The organism is Bradyrhizobium sp. URHC0002 (assembly GCF_054059515.1).
Window position 1 is genome coordinate 8,767,732 of sequence record NZ_JBSSCF010000001.1, and the last position, 17,851, is coordinate 8,785,582.

Consider the following 17,851-nt stretch of genomic DNA (forward strand, 5'->3'; position numbering starts at 1 on the left):
GGGCTAAGATTGGATGCCAATCTTCAAGACGGCGTAGACGCCGGCGATGGCGACGACCGCAGAAAAGAAATTGTTTAATGCCAACGAGATCACTTTGGGCCCCTCGCTGTGAATGTAATCTTCGAGGATGACCTGCATCCCGATGCGCATATGCCATGTTCCGGACAGAACGAGCAGCAGCATCGGGATTGCCACCAATGGATTGCCGAGATAGCTGCGGACCGTCGCGTAATCAGCGCCCGTCAGCGCGACGAGCGACGCGATGAGAAATAGCGCGAGCGGCACGTTTGCTGCGGCCGTCAGCCGCTGGATCCAGAAATCCCGAGTGCCGGTTTTCGCCGAGCCGAGCCCGCGGACGCGACTCAAAGGGGAGCGCATGTCTTTCATCAAAGTGCCCCCTCATCCAGATTCCGACGGCCCAGACCAGAATGGTGAGGAGTACGGAGCCGACGAGCGTTGCGCGCGCCATCAAGTTGGCTGAACGCAAATCAAATCCCCGTCCAATATCCCAGGCGAAATGGCGCAGGCCGCCTAGCAGATGATGAATTAGCGCCCACGTAAAACAGAACAGAACGAACTTGCCGGGCAGCGAAGTAATGCATGCTTCGAATGCTCGATAGGATTTCGGGCCTTCCGCCGCCGATATCAGCCACCAGGTAAGTAGGAGCGTTCCGAAATAGAGCGCTGCGCCCGTCATTCGGTGCGCGATCGACATCATCATGGTCATCGAGCGTCGGTAGATCGCGAGGTGCGGAGAAAGCGGTCTCGGCCTCAATCGTGCTTCGATTGACATTCGTCGTTCTCCATCCACCACGAAAAAACGCGAAGGCGTTGCCGTGTCCTGCGTGAGCTTCAGAGAACGGTCACGCAAGCGATCGGTATACGCGATCCGGCAAGACGCGCATTTCTAGCGCTTGGGCATATCCCTCAGTACAGATACATAGAACATCACTTATTGACATTATAACATTACTAGTTAGTATGCAAGAATGATGTTTGATATTCGTCGAAATCCTGGCCGTGAGGCAATCCGATGATCACGTCAGCGCAATTGCGGGCTGCCAGGGTGCTTCTTGGCATTGATCAGCGCCAACTCGCGGAATTGTCCGGACTTTCCGTGCCCACCATTCAGCGCATGGAGTCTAGTGAGACAATGGTTCGGGGCAATGTCGATTCGCTGGTGAAGCTGATTACGGCTCTCGACGCCGCGGGCATAGAGATGATCGACGAAGGAGCCGTCAGCAATTCGCAGGGGCGCGGTGTGCGATTGAAAATCAATTCCGGATCGGCAAGGACCTATTTGGACCATCAAATAGAAAGCAAGGCATCAACCGGAACGAGGGCGAGAAGGTAATGTCGGCCGTCGTTTTGCAAATGGGTTGTGTTGCCGGATTGCTTGCTTTGGCAATTCTGGCGATCGTTCTGAGCCGCGCAAAGATCGCTACGGCCGTCATCTACAGCGCGACGTTGGCTGTGTCCGCGATTGCATTGTTCGGGGCCATCCGCTGGCTACTTGGCGGCACGGCGAACGCCACCGACCTAACCTTGCCGATCGGATTACCGTGGCTTGGCGCCCATTTTCGGCTGGATGCACTGGCCTCATTTTTCCTTTTCGTCGTCAATCTCGGCGGAGCGGCAGCCAGCCTCTACGGTCTCGGCTATGGCCACCACGAGTCGTCGCCGCACCGCGTGCTGCCCTTCTTCCCTGCCTTCCTGGCCGGCATGAATCTGGTGGTGTTGGCGGATGACGCGTTTTCCTATCTGCTGTGCTGGGAATTTATGTCGCTGGCTTCCTGGGCGCTGGTCATGGCGCACCACCGCGAAACCGGCAACGCAAAGGCGGGGTATATCTATCTCGTGATGGCAAGCTTCGGCACGCTGGCATTGCTGCTGGCCTTCGGCCTGCTGGCGGGACCGGCAGGCGATTACGGATTTGCCGCCATTCGTGCTTCTCAACATACGCCATACGTGGCTGCGTCGGTGTTGATCCTGATGTTGCTCGGAGCCGGATCGAAGGCCGGCCTGGTTCCGTTGCATGTCTGGCTGCCGCTCGCCCATCCGGCGGCTCCCAGTCACGTTTCTGCGCTGATGAGCGGCGTTATGACCAAGGTCGCGATCTACGGTTTCATCCGCGTCATATTCGACCTGCTGGGGCAACCGAGCTGGCCGGCGAGCGTGCTCGTGCTCTTCCTTGGCGGCATCACCGCCGTCATGGGGATTCTGTACGCCATGATGGAAAAGGATCTCAAACGCCTGCTGGCCTACAGCACCATTGAAAATATCGGCGTCATCTTCGCAAGCCTCGGCCTTGCGATGGCCTTCCAGGCCAACGGCCTGAAGCTCGCGGCGGCCCTCGCCTTCACGGCGGCGCTGTTTCACGTTCTCAACCACTCCTTCTTCAAGAGCTTGCTCTTTTTCGGGGCCGGCGCCGTTCTGACGTCGACGGGCGAGCGCGATATGGACAAATTGGGCGGCCTCATTCACCGCATGCCGTTCACGAGCTTCGTCGTTCTGGTTGGCTGCGTCGCAATATCGGCGCTCCCGCCTTTCAATGGCTTTGTCTCGGAATGGCTTATGTTCCAGGCCGTTTTGCAAAGTCCGGAGTTGCCGCAATGGGCCCTTAAGATCATGGTTCCGGCGGTAGGTGCCATGTTAGCTCTGGCCGCCGCGTTGGCAGCGGCGTGCTTCGTCAAGGCCTTCGGCATCACCTTTCTCGGACGACCGCGCAGCGCGGCGGCCGAAGCCGCACCTGAAGTCGACCGTTACTCGCTTACGGCAATGTTCATCCTCGCTGCACTTTGCCTGCTCGCCGGAATCGTGCCGGGACCCGTGATCGATGCGCTTTCGCCGATCACGATTGAAATCCTCGGTGGCCGCATGCCGATCCAGGCCAATGAATCCTGGCTTTCCATCGTGCCGATCGCGGAGAGCAAGAGTTCATACAACGGATTACTTGTGATGGTGTTCATCACGATATCCGCCTCACTCGCCGTCTTTTTTATTCATCGCTTCGCCTCTCATGTCCTGCGGCGAGGGCTGGCCTGGGGCTGCGGCTTTTCCGATCCGACGCCTGCGGCTCAGTATTCCGGTGTAAGCTTCGCTCAACCGATCCGCCGCGTGTTCGGCACGAATGTATTTCGCGCGCGCGATCATGTCGAGATGCCCGCCCCCGGCGATATCAGGCCGGCGCGGCTCAGGATCGAACTGCATGATCTGGTCTGGGAGGGAATGTATCAGCCGATAGCAGGCGCGGTGAGTTTCTCCTCCGAACGACTCAACCGCCTGCAATTCCTGACCATTCGGCGCTATCTCAGTCTCGTTTTTGCTACCCTCGTCACGCTGCTGCTGGTGCTCGCGATATGGTCGTGATTTCCGACATCCTTGTGCAGGGCGTGCAGATGCTGCTGGTGCTCCTGCTCGCGCCGCTCCTGACCGGCTACGTGCGCAAGATCAAGGCCCGGCTGGTGCGCCGCCAGGGGGCTTCAGTTTTTCAGCCCTATCGCGACCTGCTGCGGCTGCTGCGCAAGGAAGTGGTGCTGGCCGACAATGCGTCGTGGCTGTTCCGCGTGACGCCCTATGTCACCTTTGCGGCGATCTGGGTTGGCGCGGCCCTGGTGCCGACCTTCGCGACCGGGCTGCTGTTCAACTGGACGGCGGATCTCATTGCCATCGTCGCGCTGCTCGGCAGCGCGCGCTTTTTCCTCGCGCTCGCCGGGATGGACGTCGGCACCAGTTTTGGCGGCATCGGCTCCAGCCGCGAGGTCATGATCGCCGCACTTGCGGAGCCGGCGATGCTCCTGTTTGTCTTTTGCATGGCGCTCGTTGCCGGCTCGACCCAGCTTTCGACGGTCGCAAATTTCATGGCCTCGTCCGACGTTGGATTGCGAGTATCGCTGGGAATGGCGATGATTGCGCTGATCATGGTGGCCCTCGCGGAGAACGCGCGCATCCCGGTCGACAATCCGGCCACGCACCTCGAGCTCACCATGGTGCATGAGGCGATGGTGCTAGAATATTCAGGACGCCATCTCGCGATGATCGAATTCGGCGCATTTCTCAAGCTGCTGCTCTACATCTCGCTGATCGCCTGCGTGTTCCTGCCCTGGAAGATAGCTGTCTTCGGAACCGGACCGCTATCATATGCCATCGGTGCCGGCGCCTATGTTCTCAAACTTGCGGTTGCCGGCTTCTTCCTTGCGTTGTTTGAGACCGGCACCGCGAAGATGCGGGTCTTTCGCGTTCCGCAATTTCTCGGTGCCGCTCTCATGCTGGGCCTACTCGGTACCCTGCTGCTGTTCGTCTCGAGGAGTTTTTGATGCAGATGCACAGCCTCGCCTTCGACGTCTCGCATACGCTGGCCGGCGGACTGGTGCTGATCAGCCTGATGATGCTGTACCAGGACCGGCTCTATTCGCTGCTCAACGTCTTTGCGCTCCATGCCGTGGTGCTCGCCCTTTCCGTCGCTTGGCAGGCCTTCATCCAGGATGCGCCCCATCTCTACATCACAGCGGCAATCGCCCTCGTCTTCAAGGCGATCGTTATTCCGGTAGGGCTGCACCGCATCGTCAAGCAGCTTGGAATTCATCGCGACATCGAGTCGGCCGTGGGCATCGGCCCGACCATGCTGGCCGGGATGGGGCTGGTCGCCCTCTCGCTGGTTCTCATGCTGCGGGTGACCGCCGACGCAGACCCGCTGGCGCGCGAGGATATCGCCTTTGCCTTGTCGGTCGTGCTACTCGGACTTCTGGTCATGGTGACACGCCGCAACGCCGTCAGCCAGGTCGTCGGATTCATGTCGCTCGAGAACGGCCTGGTGCTGGCGGCGACCGGCGCCAAGGGCATGCCGCTGGTGGTCGAGATCAGCGTCGCCTTCTCGATTCTGATTGCGTTCATCGTCATCGGCATCTTTCTGTTCCGAATCCGCGAGCGCTTCGATTCGGTGGACGTCTCCGCGCTCGACGACTTTCGGGGCGAGCGCCGATGAATTTGCCTTTCTTCGATCCCGTCACCGCGGTCCTGCTGATTCCGATCAGCTCGGCGGCGCTGCTGGCCGTGCTGCCCGGCTACCGGCTGACGGCGCGGTTGAACGTCGTCGCCAGCCTGGCGACGTTCCTCTCTGCGCTTTCCCTGTTCGTGGTCGAACGTCCCGCCCCCGGGCCGTATGTGCTGATCGACGATCTGAACATCGTCTTCATCGTGCTCAACACGTTTGTCGGATTCACCACCAGCATCTTCAGCGCGAGCTACATCGCGCACGAACTCGAGACCGGCCGGCTGACGCCGGTCTATCTGCGTTTCTACCATGCCATGTACCAGACCATGATGTTCGGCATGAACCTCGCGTTCGTGTCGAACAATATCGGCCTGATGTGGGTGGCGGTCGAAGTCGCCACCCTGACGACGGTGCTGATGGTCGGCATCTATCGCACCCATGCGGCGCTCGAAGCCGCCTGGAAATATTTCATCTTGGGCAGCGTCGGGATTGCGCTCGCTCTGTTCGGCACGATCCTGGTCTACATGGCGGCGCGCCCGGTCATGGGCGAAGGCCAGGACGGCATGATCTGGACGCTGCTGGTCGAGCGCGCCGCGAACTTCGACGCTGCTCTTCTCAATGTCGCGTTCGTATTCCTGTTTCTCGGCTACGGGACCAAGGTCGGCCTCGCGCCGTTGCATGCGTGGCTACCCGACGCGCACGCCGAAGGCCCGACGCCGATATCGGCCGTGTTGTCGGGCCTGCTCCTGAATGTCGCGCTCTACGCGCTGTTGCGCTTCAAGATCTTGCTTGCAGCCAATCCGGCCGCGATTGCTCCGGGCCCGCTGATGGTAACGATGGGCCTGGTTTCGATCGTCTTCGCGGCGTTCATGCTCTACCGTCGGCGCGACATCAAACGCCTGTTCGCCTATTCGTCGATCGAACATATGGGCATCATCGTCTTTGCGTTCGGGATGGGCGGCCCGCTGGCCAATTTCGCCGGGCTGCTGCACATGGTGATGCACAGCCTGACCAAATCCGCGATCTTCTTCGCCGTCGGGCATATTTCGCAGGTCAAGGGCACGCAGAAGATCGCTAGGATCCGTGGCCTGACCGTAAGCCATCCGGCGCTTGGCTGGGGTCTGGTGATCGGCGTTGTCGCGATCGCCGGACTACCGCCGCTCGGCATCTTCATGAGCGAATTCCTTGTCGTCAGTTCGACGTTCGCACGACAGCCACTGCTCGCGATCGTGCTGGTGTTCGGCCTGTTGTTGGCCTTTGGCGCATTGATGCTGCGCCTGACTAGCGTCGCCTTCGGCGAACCCCGCGGCAGCAAGGCCCCGGTCGAGGCTTCCTATGTACCGATGTTCGCGCATCTCTCCCTGGTTCTGGGCGCGGGAATCTATCTTCCCGCGCCGCTCGTGGTCTGGTTCCAGCATGTGGCTCGCCTTCTTGGATAGTTTAGGGATAAACGGGATATGCCATCGCTGATCGATCTGATGCTGGAGGGCCGCGAGATCCAGCAACACAGCCCGTGGCCGCGAGCCATGGTCGACGCTTCCGTTTGGAAATTTGCAGCAAACGAGCTCGCACAGAAGCGCTGGAACCTGCTCGGCCTTTGGGGAGAACCCTCGACGGTGCACATGGCGATCATGGATGATCATACAGCGGAAATCGCGATCATCAGCCTGGACTGCCCCAATCGCAGCTATCCATCGGTCGGCCAGCATCACCCGCCGGCGATTCGATTGGAGCGCGCCATCCGCGATCTGTTTGGACTGTCGGCGGAGGGCTTACCCGATCCACGCCCGTGGCTCGATCACAACCGTTGGAGCACGCGCTTCCCGTTGGGAGATCGCATCGACGCCTTGTCGCAGGCGTCGCCCTATCGCTTCCTGCCCGTCGAGGGCGACGGCCTGCACCAGATCGCCGTCGGTCCCGTGCATGCGGGAATCATCGAGCCCGGACATTTTCGGTTCACCGCGAGTGGGGAAACCGTGGTCCGCCTCGAACAGCGGCTTGGATATACCCACAAGGGTATCGAGGGGCTCATGACCGGAGCGAGTCTCGATCGAGCGGTGAAACTCGCCGGACGCGTGTCGGGCGACAGCACGGTCGCCTATGCCTATGCATTTTCGAAGGCCGCCGAGGCGGCGCTGGAACTTGTCGTGCCCGATCGCGCGGTCTGGCTGCGGGCGCTACTCGCCGAACTCGAGCGGCTTGCCAACCATCTCGGCGACATCGGTGCCATCTGCAATGACGCCTCGTTCGGCCTGATGCACGCGCACACCAGCGTGCTGCGCGAGAGCGTGCTGCGGGCGGCCAATACCGCCTTCGGTCATCGCCTGATGCGGGACATGATCGTGCCAGGGGGGGTCACCCGCGACCTCGATGAGGTGGGCAAGGGAGCCATCCTGACGACTATTTACGACATCTCACTCCGTTTCCCGGCTCTGGTCGAGCTCTACGATAATACGGCGTCGCTGCAGGATCGTACGGTCGATACGGGCATGCTCAAACCCACGTTGGCCAGGCAGTATGCCGTTGGAGGCTACGTCGGCCGCGCCTCCGGCCGCTCTTTCGACGCGCGCCGGGCCCTTGCCTATCCGCCGTATGACAGCCTGCGCTTTGAGGTGCCGGTCCTCGATGAGGGTGATGTCAATGCCCGCGTTTGGATCCGTGTGCGTGAAGTGGAGCAGAGTCTCTCCCTGATCAATCAGGTCTTGGATCGGCTACCTAAAGGACCGTTGGGAACACATGCGGGTCATATTCGGGAGTCTCGGGAAGGCATGGCGATCGTCGAGGGCTTTCGCGGCGACGTCCTGGCTTGGCTGCGCTTGCGGGATGGCCGGGTCGAACGCTGCCACCTGCGCGACCCCTCGTGGTTTCAATGGCCGCTGCTTGAGGCTGCCATCGAAGGCAACATCGTTGCGGATTTTCCGCTCTGCAATAAGTCGTTCAACTGTTCTTACTCAGGCCAAGATCTCTGAGGACCGCACAAGATGCGCAAGCTGCTGTTTGAAAGCCTGTTTCGCCGACCGTTCACCGAACGGGCGCCGCCTTTGAACGATGCCGCGGTGACCGAACTCGCCACGGCCCTCGGTCGCGCGGCGCGGCGCCGTCTCGGCCGAAGTCTCTCCATACGCGAGGTCGACGCCGGATCCTGCAATGGCTGCGAACTCGAGATCCACGCGCTCAATAACGCCTATTACGACGTTGAGCGCTTCGGCCTGCGGTTCGTTGCCTCGCCGCGCCATGCCGACGTGCTGATGGTGACCGGTCCGGTGACCAAGAACATGCGCGAAGCGCTGGAGCGCACTTATCACGCGATGCCGAATCCCAAATGGGTGATGGCGATCGGAGATTGCGCCCGCGATGGCGGCTGTTTCGCCGGCAGCTACGCGGTAGTTGGAGGTGTCTCCGAGGTGATCCCGGTTGACCTCCACATTCCCGGTTGCCCCCCTAACCCAACAGCTATGCTGCAGGGTCTGATTGCGCTGCTCGAACAGGTGGACGCAGGCGACGTTGCGCCTTGAAGTTCGATCCGAGATTGCGATTGATCCAGGCAGGTGTGATCGCAGCATTCTTGCAATGCCTGGCGATACTGTTGCTAACGCCTATAGTGATCACGTTCGCGCAATCCAGATTGGACGAACAAGCCTCTCATGCCGATCCGACAAGTTTGAACGTAACTTCACTCTTGCAAATGATATATCTCCTGATTGCGCTAGGACTGGCCTTCACACACAACCGGTTTGTGGATTCGACGGCCGCATACATCCGCGTTGCTTCTCGCCAGATGCACCCTCTAGAGCCAAATCTCGCGGCGAACGCTTTGCTCATATGTCTCTGGTTCACCGCGGTCGGACTGGCCGCACTAACGCTCGGGTCGCCACCATCTGTTCTGATTGAACTTGGGTGGCACTTCGGACCTTTCGAAGCAGCGCCGATCATATGGTCCGCGATCACGAGCGTTGGCGTGGCCGGCTTTGGCGCGAATGCTCTAGCCGCCGAGCACGGGCAGAAGTAGCGCCAATCGCGGGCTGATCGGACAGATCCAGACCGCGTCGTATCTGCCCGATCAAAGCCTCGGATCCGAATAACGCTAGCGCCACAGGCCAAGCCGGTCCCAAACGTTCACAAGCGCCTCCACGAGACAATCGATTTGTAGGTCCGTGTGAAACGAAGTCATACCATCATGAACGCTGCGATCATCCTGGCCGCATTTCTGACGTGGGGATCTGGGACGATGTGGCCGGACGTCATGGTCGGCCTTGGTATTTTATGCATGAACGCGGACGCGGGTGAGCATGTTGGGCGCGCAGCGCGACCACCGCCCACCCTAGCCGCATGATAGACGCCACTCGGATGCTAATCCGGCGAAATCGATCCCTTGCCGATGCACTGGAATTTACGTCCCGATATAGCAGCGGCACTCAGCGCGATCGGGCATACGACGCATATGCCGGCGTCCACATTTTGCCGTCGATCCTGTGCGTAAGCGCTGTTTCGTCAACATCGGGAGCGAGCCCCTCTTCGATCGCGGTCAATCCAACCGCCCTCGCAACCTGGAAAGCGACCTCTCTCAGGGCCGAAACGGGCGGCAAAATGTTTCCATCGGGAAGCTCATTCCTCAGCGAGATTTCCGAGAGGGCCTTGGCGGCTGCCATGAACATGCCGTCACTTATCCGCGTTGCCTGGGATGCTATGACCCCGAGGCCGACACCCGGAAAAATGTAGGAATTGTTCACCTGGTCGGTCCTGAACGGCCGACCAGCCCGGTCCACTGACGGAAACGGGCTGCCCACCCCTACCACGCCACGTCCGTCCGTCCAGGTCAGAATATCGGCTGGTGCCGCCTCGCTGCAGGAAGTCGGATTGGACAGCGGAAAAATGACCGGCCGCTGAGTTCCCGTCGCCATCTTGCGCACAACTTTCTCGCTGAAAGCCCCGCATTGTCCGGAGACGCCGATCAATACATTGGGCCGCGCATTCACGACTGTTTCCAGGAGACCGACAGTGCCGTCATCCGCAATTTCCCATCCCGCCACGTCCGCAGTGGAACGAGTAAACGGCAGTTTGCTCGGCGACAAGTTCGGCATGCCTTCCAACAGCAGACCTTTGACATCGATCATGAAGATACGTCGCCGGGCCGCGCGTTCCGACATTCCCGAAGCCGTCAGCGCGCGGAGGAGCAGATTAGCAATTCCGCACCCCGCCGACCCGGCACCAAAAACACATATCTTCTGATCCGATATGGGAACGCCAGTGACTTGGAGCGCCGCGAGCAAGGTACCGGTCGCCGCAGCGGCGGTTCCCTGTACATCATCGTTGAAGGTGCAAAGCTGATTACGGTACCGATTTAGTAAACGGACAGCATTCTTCCCGGCAAAATCTTCCCATTGCAGGACGACGTGTGGCCATCGTTCGGCGACTGCGGTAACGAACACGTCGACGAACTCATCATATCGCTCGCCAGTCACCCGAGGATGACGCCAACCCACATAAAGGGGACATTGAGCAGTTCTTCGTTATCGGTTCCTACATCGAGGAAGATCGGAAGCGTGGTCGACGGATGCAGTCCCGCACAACCGGTGTAGAGCGCGGTCTTCCCAATTGCGATGCCCATGCCGCCCACGCCTTGGTCACCGAGCCCGAGCACACGCTCACCGTCCGTCGCAACGATCACCTCCGCGTCGTCAAAGCGTGGATGAGAAAGAATGCGCTTAATCTGATCCTGAAGCGGTAAGCTCAGGAAATACCCCCGCGGCCTGCGGAATAACCGGCTGAACTGCTGCGAACCCGGTCCCACGGTTGGCGTGTAAACGATCGGCAGCATCTCTTCGATGTTGGAGACAAGAAGCCCATAAAACAGCGTCTCATTCGTGTCCTGCAGGTCTCTGAGGAACACGTACCGCTCCAAGTCGTTCGGCAGATTGCGAAGCGCGATGAGGCGCCGCTCAATCTGCTCTTCGAGCGTCGAAATGTGCGACGGCAGCAGCCCGTTCAAATCAAATTCCAGCCGCTCCCGCTCAGTGAAGGCGGTGGCTTTATTGAGGCCGGGGTCCGTCAAAAGTTCGTAGCCGTTTCGGACAACGGACAACGATCGATCAGCGTCCTGCGGCGGTGCGGTTCGAACGTAGGTCATTCGAAACTATCCAGCATGCAGACCAATATGTGATTGGTCGTTCAAAACATTTTCCAATAGGCACGTTCGTGGATGGACGATTACGAATGTTGCTCGACAACAGGCCGCTTCCGCTTTCTCTGAGGGTCGAAAGGCCTCGACTGAGCCCGGCAGACATACCGGCGAACTTAGTAATGAGCGACTTCGAGAACAGATCGGTTATTCTTTAGCTCGCGGGATGAGCTTCGCTTGCGATGCCTTGTGATGATACTGCAGCGAGATAAGCAGGCTTTTCAGCCCTCGTAGCGGCCAAAGCGTTACGATCAGGATCAGCGGGAGCCAGAGCGCCGCGTGAACCCAGTACGGCGGCTGATACTTGACCTCAATTATGAGGGCCGCGCCGACGACGATGGCGCCGGCGATCATGATGACGAATATGGCGGGACCGTCGCCGGCATCCGCAAAGGTGAAATCGAGACCGCACGATTCGCAATCGGGCTTCAGCCTCAGGAATCCGTCGAAGAGCTTTCCCTTGCCGCAGCGCGGGCATCGGCACAACAACCCCGTGATATAGGGCGAAGGACCGATTGCCGGCAATTGCTTTTCTGTGACCATCGTATTGGCCTTTGCGCCGTTCGGACGGCGGCAAATGCCGACGTCGGTTCGGAACGCTAGTGAGGGGTGATCTCCACGAGCCGTATGGAACTCGCGGCTCCCGGAACATCGACAGACGTCGTCTCAACGCGTGCCGTCTGCTGGCGATTGGGATAATCTCCTAGGTCAGCAGCGACCGTCAGACAAAAGAGCGTTCGGCCGTCCCGCCCGCCCAATTGGCACGCAACCGCGTGGCGGCCCGGCACATGGACGCGATGCGTAACGCGTCCACCTTGCAGCACACGGACAAAAAGCGGCTGTCGGGCGGCGGCCGCCCAGACCGCACCCTCCGAGTCCGCGCAGATGCCGAGCGGGCTCATCCTGTCGAAATTTGCGAACACCCTTCGATGCAGCAGTGCGCCGCCGTTCCCGATCTGGAAAGCGAGCACCCGATTGCCGAGCGTCTCCGCGACCAGCACTTCATGGGCGCTTGTTATCGCCAGCCCGTTCGGATGCGCCATATTGTCGGCAACCGAACGGACCTTGCCGTCCGGCGTGGCCAGGAGGACCCGGGCCGACGCAAAGCAGTCCGGACCCGCCGCGTCGGCATCGAAAGAAGTCACGTAGGCGTTTCCATCCCGGGCGACAGCCATGTCCCTCAGGTATCCGACCGCAGCGTCGGCCAAGTCGGCATGAACCGCCGCTTTCCCACCGGCTAAGTTCAGTATCAGCCTCTGGGTCATTGAGGCGGCCAGCAAGTCGCCGTCGGGCAAGAAGCCGAGACCGAATGGTCGGCTGAGTACGTCCGCGACTATCGTGACTTTGCCGTCCAGATCGATGCGGTAGACCTTTCCGGCGCGCGGGTCGGACACCCACAAGGCGCCCAAGTGCCATCTCGGCGCTTTAAGGCGCCAAAATCCGCTTGCGAGCACAGTGGTCTTCGCCGTTTTCAACATCTTCGATCGGGTTATCAATTGTTGCGTCAGCCGCAGCCGCAATTATCGAACGCGTTCCAAGGTCCGCGACGATGATGGCTTCGGCTGTTTTATGTTCTTCATCTTCGGCTTCGTGACGTGTTCCCTCAACCGGACGCCGCGACCACCACTCGTGGAAGGCACGCCGGGATTGATCAGTTCGATCCCTGCGTTCTCCAGAGCCGAAATCAGCTTCATTAGAGAATCGACATTGCCGCGGATGACGCCGTCGCTCGCCTCCATGCGCTGAATGGTGGGCACCGAGAGGTCCGCTAATTCGGCCGTCTGCCGCTGATCGATGTTCAGGAGCGCGCGAGCGGCCCTGAGTTGATTGGCGGTAATCATGAATGGGCGGCCTCCGGTGCGATGTGCACAGGATATATCTACACCCTGTGAATTATTGTTTCAAGCATCAATTTACATGCACTAGATATCAATCCACGTTAATGACGCGGGGGGGGAACTAGTCTGCATCACGGCAAGCGCACGCGAATCTTCCCTCGCGCGTAACATTAGCGGCAAGCGTGCGAATCGATTGGCGTTTCGCACATTACATGATAAGAGATGTTCTACGCATGCTTTCTAATGCTTCTCTCTCTTGATGGTTGTCGATGCGGTTGTTGGGGCGTTACCAGGGCAGGAACGGTAAAATCGAGATCGTCGAGTGTTCGTGGGATGGCACACGTGTGTATTTCGAAGAGGGAGTGAGGCAGAGCCAGGCGACGCCCGACGGCGAAAGCGTATTCACCTACGTGAAGCTCATGGACGAGTTATTATACAAGTCGAAAAACATACTCGTCTTGGGGTGCGGTGGTGGAAATCTTGCGACGAGGCTGTCGCGTCTCGGAAAAAGACTAACGATTGTCGACATCAACCCGATCAGCTTCGTGCTCGCGCACAGATATTTCGATCTGCCGGACGAGTTGCCTTGCATCGTCTCCGACTTTCGAAAATTCGTGTTCGATGACCACGCCTATTACGACGGCATTGCGATCGACGTCGGTGGACCGGGATTCCGTTTCACGGAGGAGTTTGATGTGGAGACCTGCGACGCCATCCGCTCCCGTCTGGCGCCGGGCGGCCGGATCGTGATGAATGTGCTAGTGGCGAACGACATTGATCCGATACCTGACCGGATCGCGGCCAGACTCGCCGGCGAGGAGCTGCGGACGTGGATCGTCGATGAGCAATTCATCGAGGATCGCAATGCAGTCATCGCCTGCATCCCGGAGAAGACGTTGGGTTCACGGGCAGCGCTCGATCGCGTGATGCACCATAGCCATGAACGGTGGGCGATCCGCCGGGGAAGATTGCGAAGCCGCGATCTCATCTGTGGATCGCGCTAATGGTGCACCGTCAAGCAAACCGACGCGAGACGTGGATAACCGGCATCGGGCTCGTCTCCTCCTTGGGGGACGGGTTGGAAGCCAATTGGGACGCTCTCCGCCGCGGCCGTGTGAACATCGATCTGGAAAACTATGCGCCGTGGATGATCCACCCTTTAACGCCACTTAATCTTGACAGCCAGATTCCAAAAAAGGGTGACCAGCGCCAGATGGAAGCATGGCAGCGCATCGGTACCTACGCAGCCGGACTCGCGTTGGATTCCGCCGGCATCAAGGACGACAAGGAAATCCTGGCTCGGACCGACATGATCGTCGCTGCGGGCGGCGGCGAGCGCGACCTCGATGTCGACGCCGCGATTTTAACCGCGCGCGCGGACGCAAGGTCGGGGGCACTTAACGAACGGCTGATGAACGACCTGCGCCCTACCCTGTTCCTCGCGCAGCTATCCAATCTGCTCGCCGGAAATATATCGATCGTCCACGGTGTGTCCGGATCGTCACGGACCTTTATGGGCGAGGAAGCCGCGGGCGTGGATGCCGTCCGGATTGCATGGGCGAAGATCGCCTCCGGGCAGAGTGAGATTGCCTTGGTCGGTGCCGCGCACAACGGCGAGCGCAAAGAAATGCTGATGCTCTACGAATGCGGCGGCTTCAATCTCAAGAAGGACTTCGCGTCGGTCTGGTCGCGCAATGGCGGTGGCTTTGCATTGGGGTCGGGTGGCGTATTCCTGGTGTTTGAGTCGAGGCTTCATGCAGAGCGCCGAGGCGCCAAGCCGTTTGCACGGCTCGTCAACGTCGTCTCCGGTCATTCCTCGCGATCTGCCCCAGGCGGAGTTGAAAGCGTTCTGGGGGGTCTCTGGACGTCCCTGGAAGTGACCGATAATGCGACCGCGATCTACACGGCAGCGACGGGCGCTGCGGACGCCACCGCGGAAGAGGCAGCCTTCCTGTCGGCACACGGGGATATCCCGGTCCGGGCGGTCGGCTCGTCCTTTGGACACCTAAGCGAAGCGCAATTCCCGTTGGCACTGGCTGTTGGTTCGTTGAGTCTATCCCGCGGTGCGCTGGTGCCTCCTACCGATACATTCGGCCGAGAGACTGAGGCCGACGTGGTGCCGGCCCAGATCGTGGCCGTCGGTGTCGGTCATTGGCGCGGCGAAGGAATGGCGCTGTTGGAGGCAGTCTCGTGACGACGCTCCCTGAAACTGGCATGGCACCCACCACGCTGCGCAACGCGAAGACGACCATGCGCGATGGTCACAATCGTCCGATCGTCGTTGTTACCGGCATGGGTGTGATCACATCGCTTGGCGAGGGCAAGACCGAGAATTGGAAGAAACTTACCGCCGGCGAGTCGGGAATAAGCACGATCCGGCGCTTCTCGACCCACGGACTGAAGACGCGCATCGCCGGAACCATCGACTTCGTCGAGGTGAAGCCCCTCTCATCGACCACGTTGGCAGAGCGTCTGGCGGATATTGTCATCGAAGAGGCTCTCAGCCAATCCGGAATTGGACGAAAGGGCTATTTTCCGGGTCCCTTGTTTCTCGGTCTGGCCCCGGTCGAAGTCGAGTGGCCGCAACGCGAAGAAATCGCCCGGGCCTCCGGCGAAGCGGGCTCTATAGACTACGACACCCTGTTGCGAGCCAGCGGCGGCGGTCGCTTCGCGCAGATCCACGCCCGCTATATGTTCGGCTCCGTTGCGGACCATCTCTGCGAGACCTTCGGCACAAAGGGATCGCCCATTTCGGTATCGACGGCCTGCGCGTCGGGCGCAACAGCAATACAGCTCGGCGTCGAGGCAATCCGGCGCGGAGAAGTCGGCGCCGCGCTGTGCGTCGCGACCGACGGCTCCATCAATGCCGAAGCCATGGTGCGATTTTCTCTCTTATCGGCGCTATCTACTCACAACGACGACCCGCGCAGGGCGTCGAAGCCTTTTTCAAAAAACAGGCAAGGATTCGTGATGGCTGAAGGTGCCGGCGCGCTCGTATTGGAGAGCCTCGGCGCCGCGCAATCGCGCGGCGCGAAGATCTTGGGCGTGATCGCCGGCTGCGGTGAGTTGGCGGACACTTTCCATCGTACACGCCCGAAACCGGACGGGGTTCCGATCGCCGATTGCCTGCGCGGTGCACTCGCCGATGCAAGCATGACCTTTGATCAGATCGATTACATCAACGCTCACGGAACCAGTACGCCAGAGAACGACAGGATGGAATATCTCGGCGCCGCAGCAGTGTTTGGCGATCATGCCGGCAAGATTCCGGTTTCATCCAACAAGTCGATGATCGGACATACACTCTCCGCTGCCGGCATCATAGAAGCGGTGTTCACCTTGTTGACGCTGAGCACCAGCGCATCCCTCCGACCATCAATTACGACATTCCGGATCCCGCTATCCCCTTCGACGTTGTGCCGCACAAGGCAAGAGATGCACGCGTCACAGCAGCAATGTCGAATTCGTTCGGCTTCGGCGGCCAAAATGTCTCGCTCATCATGAGGCGGGAAGTGACCTGATCTCAGGTGAAGATAGCGTCCGCCGCCAAATCGAGCGCATGGCGCGGATTAATAGTTGGCTCACCTACGGAAGCGTCAGTTGTCATGTCTTTGCCCCAACCCCTTTCTTTATCTACGATCTTGGTAGTGGAAGACGATGAGATATTGCGAATGTGTACGGCGAACGTCGTCGCCGACGCAGGTTTTATTCCGGTCGAAGCGGCGAATGCTGACGAAGCGTTTGCGATATTGGAAAGCCGCTCAGACATTGCGCTGCTTTTCACGGACATCCAAATGCCCGGCAGCATGGACGGCTTAGACCTTGCCCGAACTGTCCATGACCGATGGCCGGCCATCAAGATCATTTTGGTGTCGGAACGGGTGGAATTGTCTGAGCGCGAAAGACCCGTCAACAGTCGCTTCTACCAGAAGCCGTTTGCCGTGAAGCAGATGCTAGAAGGATTACAGGAGATGATTTCATCTCGATGAACTGCGCGCTTTAACTTCACAACCCGGCCAAAGCCCATCTCAAATATTATGGTGCAATTGCAATGAGTGGTGATCGATCCAGACTCTTGAAGGTTGGAGAGTATGTGTATTGGCAAGGCCGCAAGGCAGATCGGGGCAAGGTGGTCGAAAACGATTGGAGCGCCGTCAAGATCCGTTGGGACAATGGCCTCACGAATTCGATTTGCCACAACGACATGACCAACGTGGCATTGACACCCGTGAAGTCGTAAGCATGGGCGTGGGCGGACTTACTTCGAGCTTATCACCGCGAGATCGAACGAGGTCATCTATGGCAATTCCGACGATTGAAAAGCGAGAGGAATATATCGGCTACGCCGAGCATTGCGTGAAGCTGGCAAGACAAACAAGTGATCCGGAATCCCGGCGCATTCTGCGAGAGATGGCCGCGGAATGGCTAAGACTGGTAGACAAGGCCGACAACTAGCAACGGCTTTGCCTGATCGGCAGACAGGTATTCGTGCAAAGCATCTTTGCTTACTCCAGGGCCTCCGAGACAAGACGCATTCGGAGCAAAGGCTTCCTAAATTCGTCCAAGAGCTCTATCTGCCATTCGGCACCTTGTTTCATATTGCGAGAAAGGGAGCCGACCAATCCGCCGCAAATTCTTGTCAGTTCCTTCCAAGCGGAATCTCGGTCGGATAACTCGATGCCGTGTTCAGCAGCGCTTGAGAGTTCACCGTTTGTGATGCAGATGCGAATAAGCGCCCGAGAGTGCCCCCTCCACCGCAAATCGGATCAATAGCTTAACGTGCCGATCGGCGTCGGGACCCCGCGCCGATTCACAGTTATTAAGGGCAGAGCCCACGTGTCA

17 protein-coding genes and 3 pseudogenes are annotated in these 17,851 nt (G+C 59.4%); 13 read left to right on the top strand and 7 right to left on the bottom strand.

All coding sequences use genetic code 11. From position 1 onward, the window contains the following. Positions 1-3: 3 nt before the first annotated feature. On the bottom strand, positions 4-387 hold the full coding sequence (gene sdhD / locus ACVWVY_RS42240) for a succinate dehydrogenase, hydrophobic membrane anchor protein (RefSeq protein ID WP_456631930.1): 384 nt from the start codon (positions 385-387) through the stop codon (positions 4-6). 40 nt (positions 388-427) lie between these two features. After that, positions 428-793 (bottom strand): annotated as a pseudogene (gene sdhC, locus ACVWVY_RS42245) (succinate dehydrogenase, cytochrome b556 subunit); the annotation flags it as partial. A 240-nt stretch (positions 794-1,033) separates the two neighbouring features. On the opposite strand from sdhC, the gene ACVWVY_RS42250 reads away from it, so the two are divergent. From ACVWVY_RS42250 to ACVWVY_RS42285, 8 genes are read left to right on the top strand one after another with little or no spacing between them, the layout of a single operon-like run. Continuing rightward, positions 1,034-1,354, top strand: coding sequence for a helix-turn-helix domain-containing protein (locus tag ACVWVY_RS42250; protein ID WP_456631931.1), 321 nt, complete (start codon positions 1,034-1,036; stop codon positions 1,352-1,354). After that, a complete protein-coding gene (gene hyfB, locus ACVWVY_RS42255; RefSeq protein WP_456631932.1) occupies positions 1,354-3,369 on the top strand; it encodes a hydrogenase 4 subunit B in 2,016 nt (671 codons plus the stop codon). The genes ACVWVY_RS42250 and hyfB overlap by 1 nt, the downstream gene beginning before the upstream one ends. After that, positions 3,360-4,316: a respiratory chain complex I subunit 1 family protein gene (locus ACVWVY_RS42260; protein WP_456631933.1), complete on the top strand. Its 957-nt coding sequence runs from the start codon at positions 3,360-3,362 to the stop codon at positions 4,314-4,316. Before hyfB ends, ACVWVY_RS42260 begins: the two co-directional genes overlap by 10 nt. A 5-nt stretch (positions 4,317-4,321) precedes the next feature. Next, positions 4,322-4,984 (top strand): hydrogenase-4 component E, encoded by a 663-nt coding sequence (locus ACVWVY_RS42265; RefSeq protein ID WP_456632461.1) that lies wholly within the window; start codon positions 4,322-4,324, stop codon positions 4,982-4,984. After that, a complete protein-coding gene (locus ACVWVY_RS42270; RefSeq protein WP_456631934.1) occupies positions 4,981-6,432 on the top strand; it encodes a hydrogenase 4 subunit F in 1,452 nt (483 codons plus the stop codon). Before ACVWVY_RS42265 ends, ACVWVY_RS42270 begins: the two co-directional genes overlap by 4 nt. 18 nt (positions 6,433-6,450) lie before the next feature. Further along, positions 6,451-7,962 carry a hydrogenase large subunit gene (locus tag ACVWVY_RS42275; protein ID WP_456631935.1) on the top strand — a complete coding sequence of 504 codons (1,512 nt, stop codon included), beginning with the start codon at positions 6,451-6,453 and terminating at the stop codon, positions 7,960-7,962. Positions 7,963-7,974: 12 nt separating this feature from the next. Next, a complete protein-coding gene (locus ACVWVY_RS42280) occupies positions 7,975-8,508 on the top strand; it encodes an NADH-quinone oxidoreductase subunit B family protein (protein ID WP_456631936.1) in 534 nt (177 codons plus the stop codon). Beyond that, entirely contained in the window at positions 8,505-9,002 is a 498-nt protein-coding gene (locus ACVWVY_RS42285) for a hypothetical protein (RefSeq protein WP_456631937.1), read from the top strand. The genes ACVWVY_RS42280 and ACVWVY_RS42285 overlap by 4 nt, the downstream gene beginning before the upstream one ends. Before the next feature lie 406 nt (positions 9,003-9,408). Here the strand turns inward: ACVWVY_RS42285 and ACVWVY_RS42290 are convergent. The 4 genes and pseudogenes from ACVWVY_RS42290 to ACVWVY_RS42305 all read right to left on the bottom strand — a co-directional run bounded on the left by ACVWVY_RS42290 (position 9,409) and on the right by ACVWVY_RS42305 (position 13,012). Next, positions 9,409-11,120: pseudogene (locus ACVWVY_RS42290) on the bottom strand (NAD-dependent malic enzyme). A 198-nt stretch (positions 11,121-11,318) separates the two neighbouring features. Next, a complete protein-coding gene (locus ACVWVY_RS42295; protein WP_456631938.1) occupies positions 11,319-11,714 on the bottom strand; it encodes a DUF983 domain-containing protein in 396 nt (131 codons plus the stop codon). Between the two features lie 56 nt (positions 11,715-11,770). Continuing rightward, the gene (locus ACVWVY_RS42300) at positions 11,771-12,580 is read right to left on the bottom strand and encodes an SMP-30/gluconolactonase/LRE family protein (protein WP_456631939.1); all 810 of its coding nucleotides are present in this window, start codon (positions 12,578-12,580) and stop codon (positions 11,771-11,773) included. A gap of 111 nt (positions 12,581-12,691) precedes the next feature. Further along, complete coding sequence (locus tag ACVWVY_RS42305) at positions 12,692-13,012, bottom strand: helix-turn-helix domain-containing protein (RefSeq protein WP_456631940.1); 321 nt, start codon at positions 13,010-13,012, stop codon at positions 12,692-12,694. 266 nt (positions 13,013-13,278) lie between these two features. On the opposite strand from ACVWVY_RS42305, the gene ACVWVY_RS42310 reads away from it, so the two are divergent. The 5 genes and pseudogenes from ACVWVY_RS42310 to ACVWVY_RS42330 all read left to right on the top strand — a co-directional run bounded on the left by ACVWVY_RS42310 (position 13,279) and on the right by ACVWVY_RS42330 (position 17,464). Beyond that, positions 13,279-14,013 (top strand): spermidine synthase, encoded by a 735-nt coding sequence (locus tag ACVWVY_RS42310; protein WP_456631941.1) that lies wholly within the window; start codon positions 13,279-13,281, stop codon positions 14,011-14,013. Beyond that, positions 14,013-15,203: a beta-ketoacyl-ACP synthase gene (locus ACVWVY_RS42315; RefSeq protein ID WP_456631942.1), complete on the top strand. Its 1,191-nt coding sequence runs from the start codon at positions 14,013-14,015 to the stop codon at positions 15,201-15,203. Before ACVWVY_RS42310 ends, ACVWVY_RS42315 begins: the two co-directional genes overlap by 1 nt. A gap of 56 nt (positions 15,204-15,259) precedes the next feature. Continuing rightward, positions 15,260-16,530 (top strand): annotated as a pseudogene (locus ACVWVY_RS42320) (beta-ketoacyl-ACP synthase). A 126-nt stretch (positions 16,531-16,656) separates the two neighbouring features. Further along, positions 16,657-16,998 (top strand): response regulator, encoded by a 342-nt coding sequence (locus ACVWVY_RS42325; protein ID WP_456631943.1) that lies wholly within the window; start codon positions 16,657-16,659, stop codon positions 16,996-16,998. A gap of 310 nt (positions 16,999-17,308) precedes the next feature. Next, positions 17,309-17,464 (top strand): hypothetical protein, encoded by a 156-nt coding sequence (locus tag ACVWVY_RS42330; protein WP_456631944.1) that lies wholly within the window; start codon positions 17,309-17,311, stop codon positions 17,462-17,464. A 50-nt stretch (positions 17,465-17,514) separates the two neighbouring features. Here ACVWVY_RS42330 and ACVWVY_RS42335 read toward each other — a convergent pair whose 3' ends face one another. Further along, positions 17,515-17,769, bottom strand: a complete 255-nt coding sequence (locus ACVWVY_RS42335) for a DUF6894 family protein (RefSeq protein ID WP_456631945.1) — start codon at positions 17,767-17,769, stop codon at positions 17,515-17,517. Positions 17,770-17,851 lie beyond the last annotated feature (82 nt).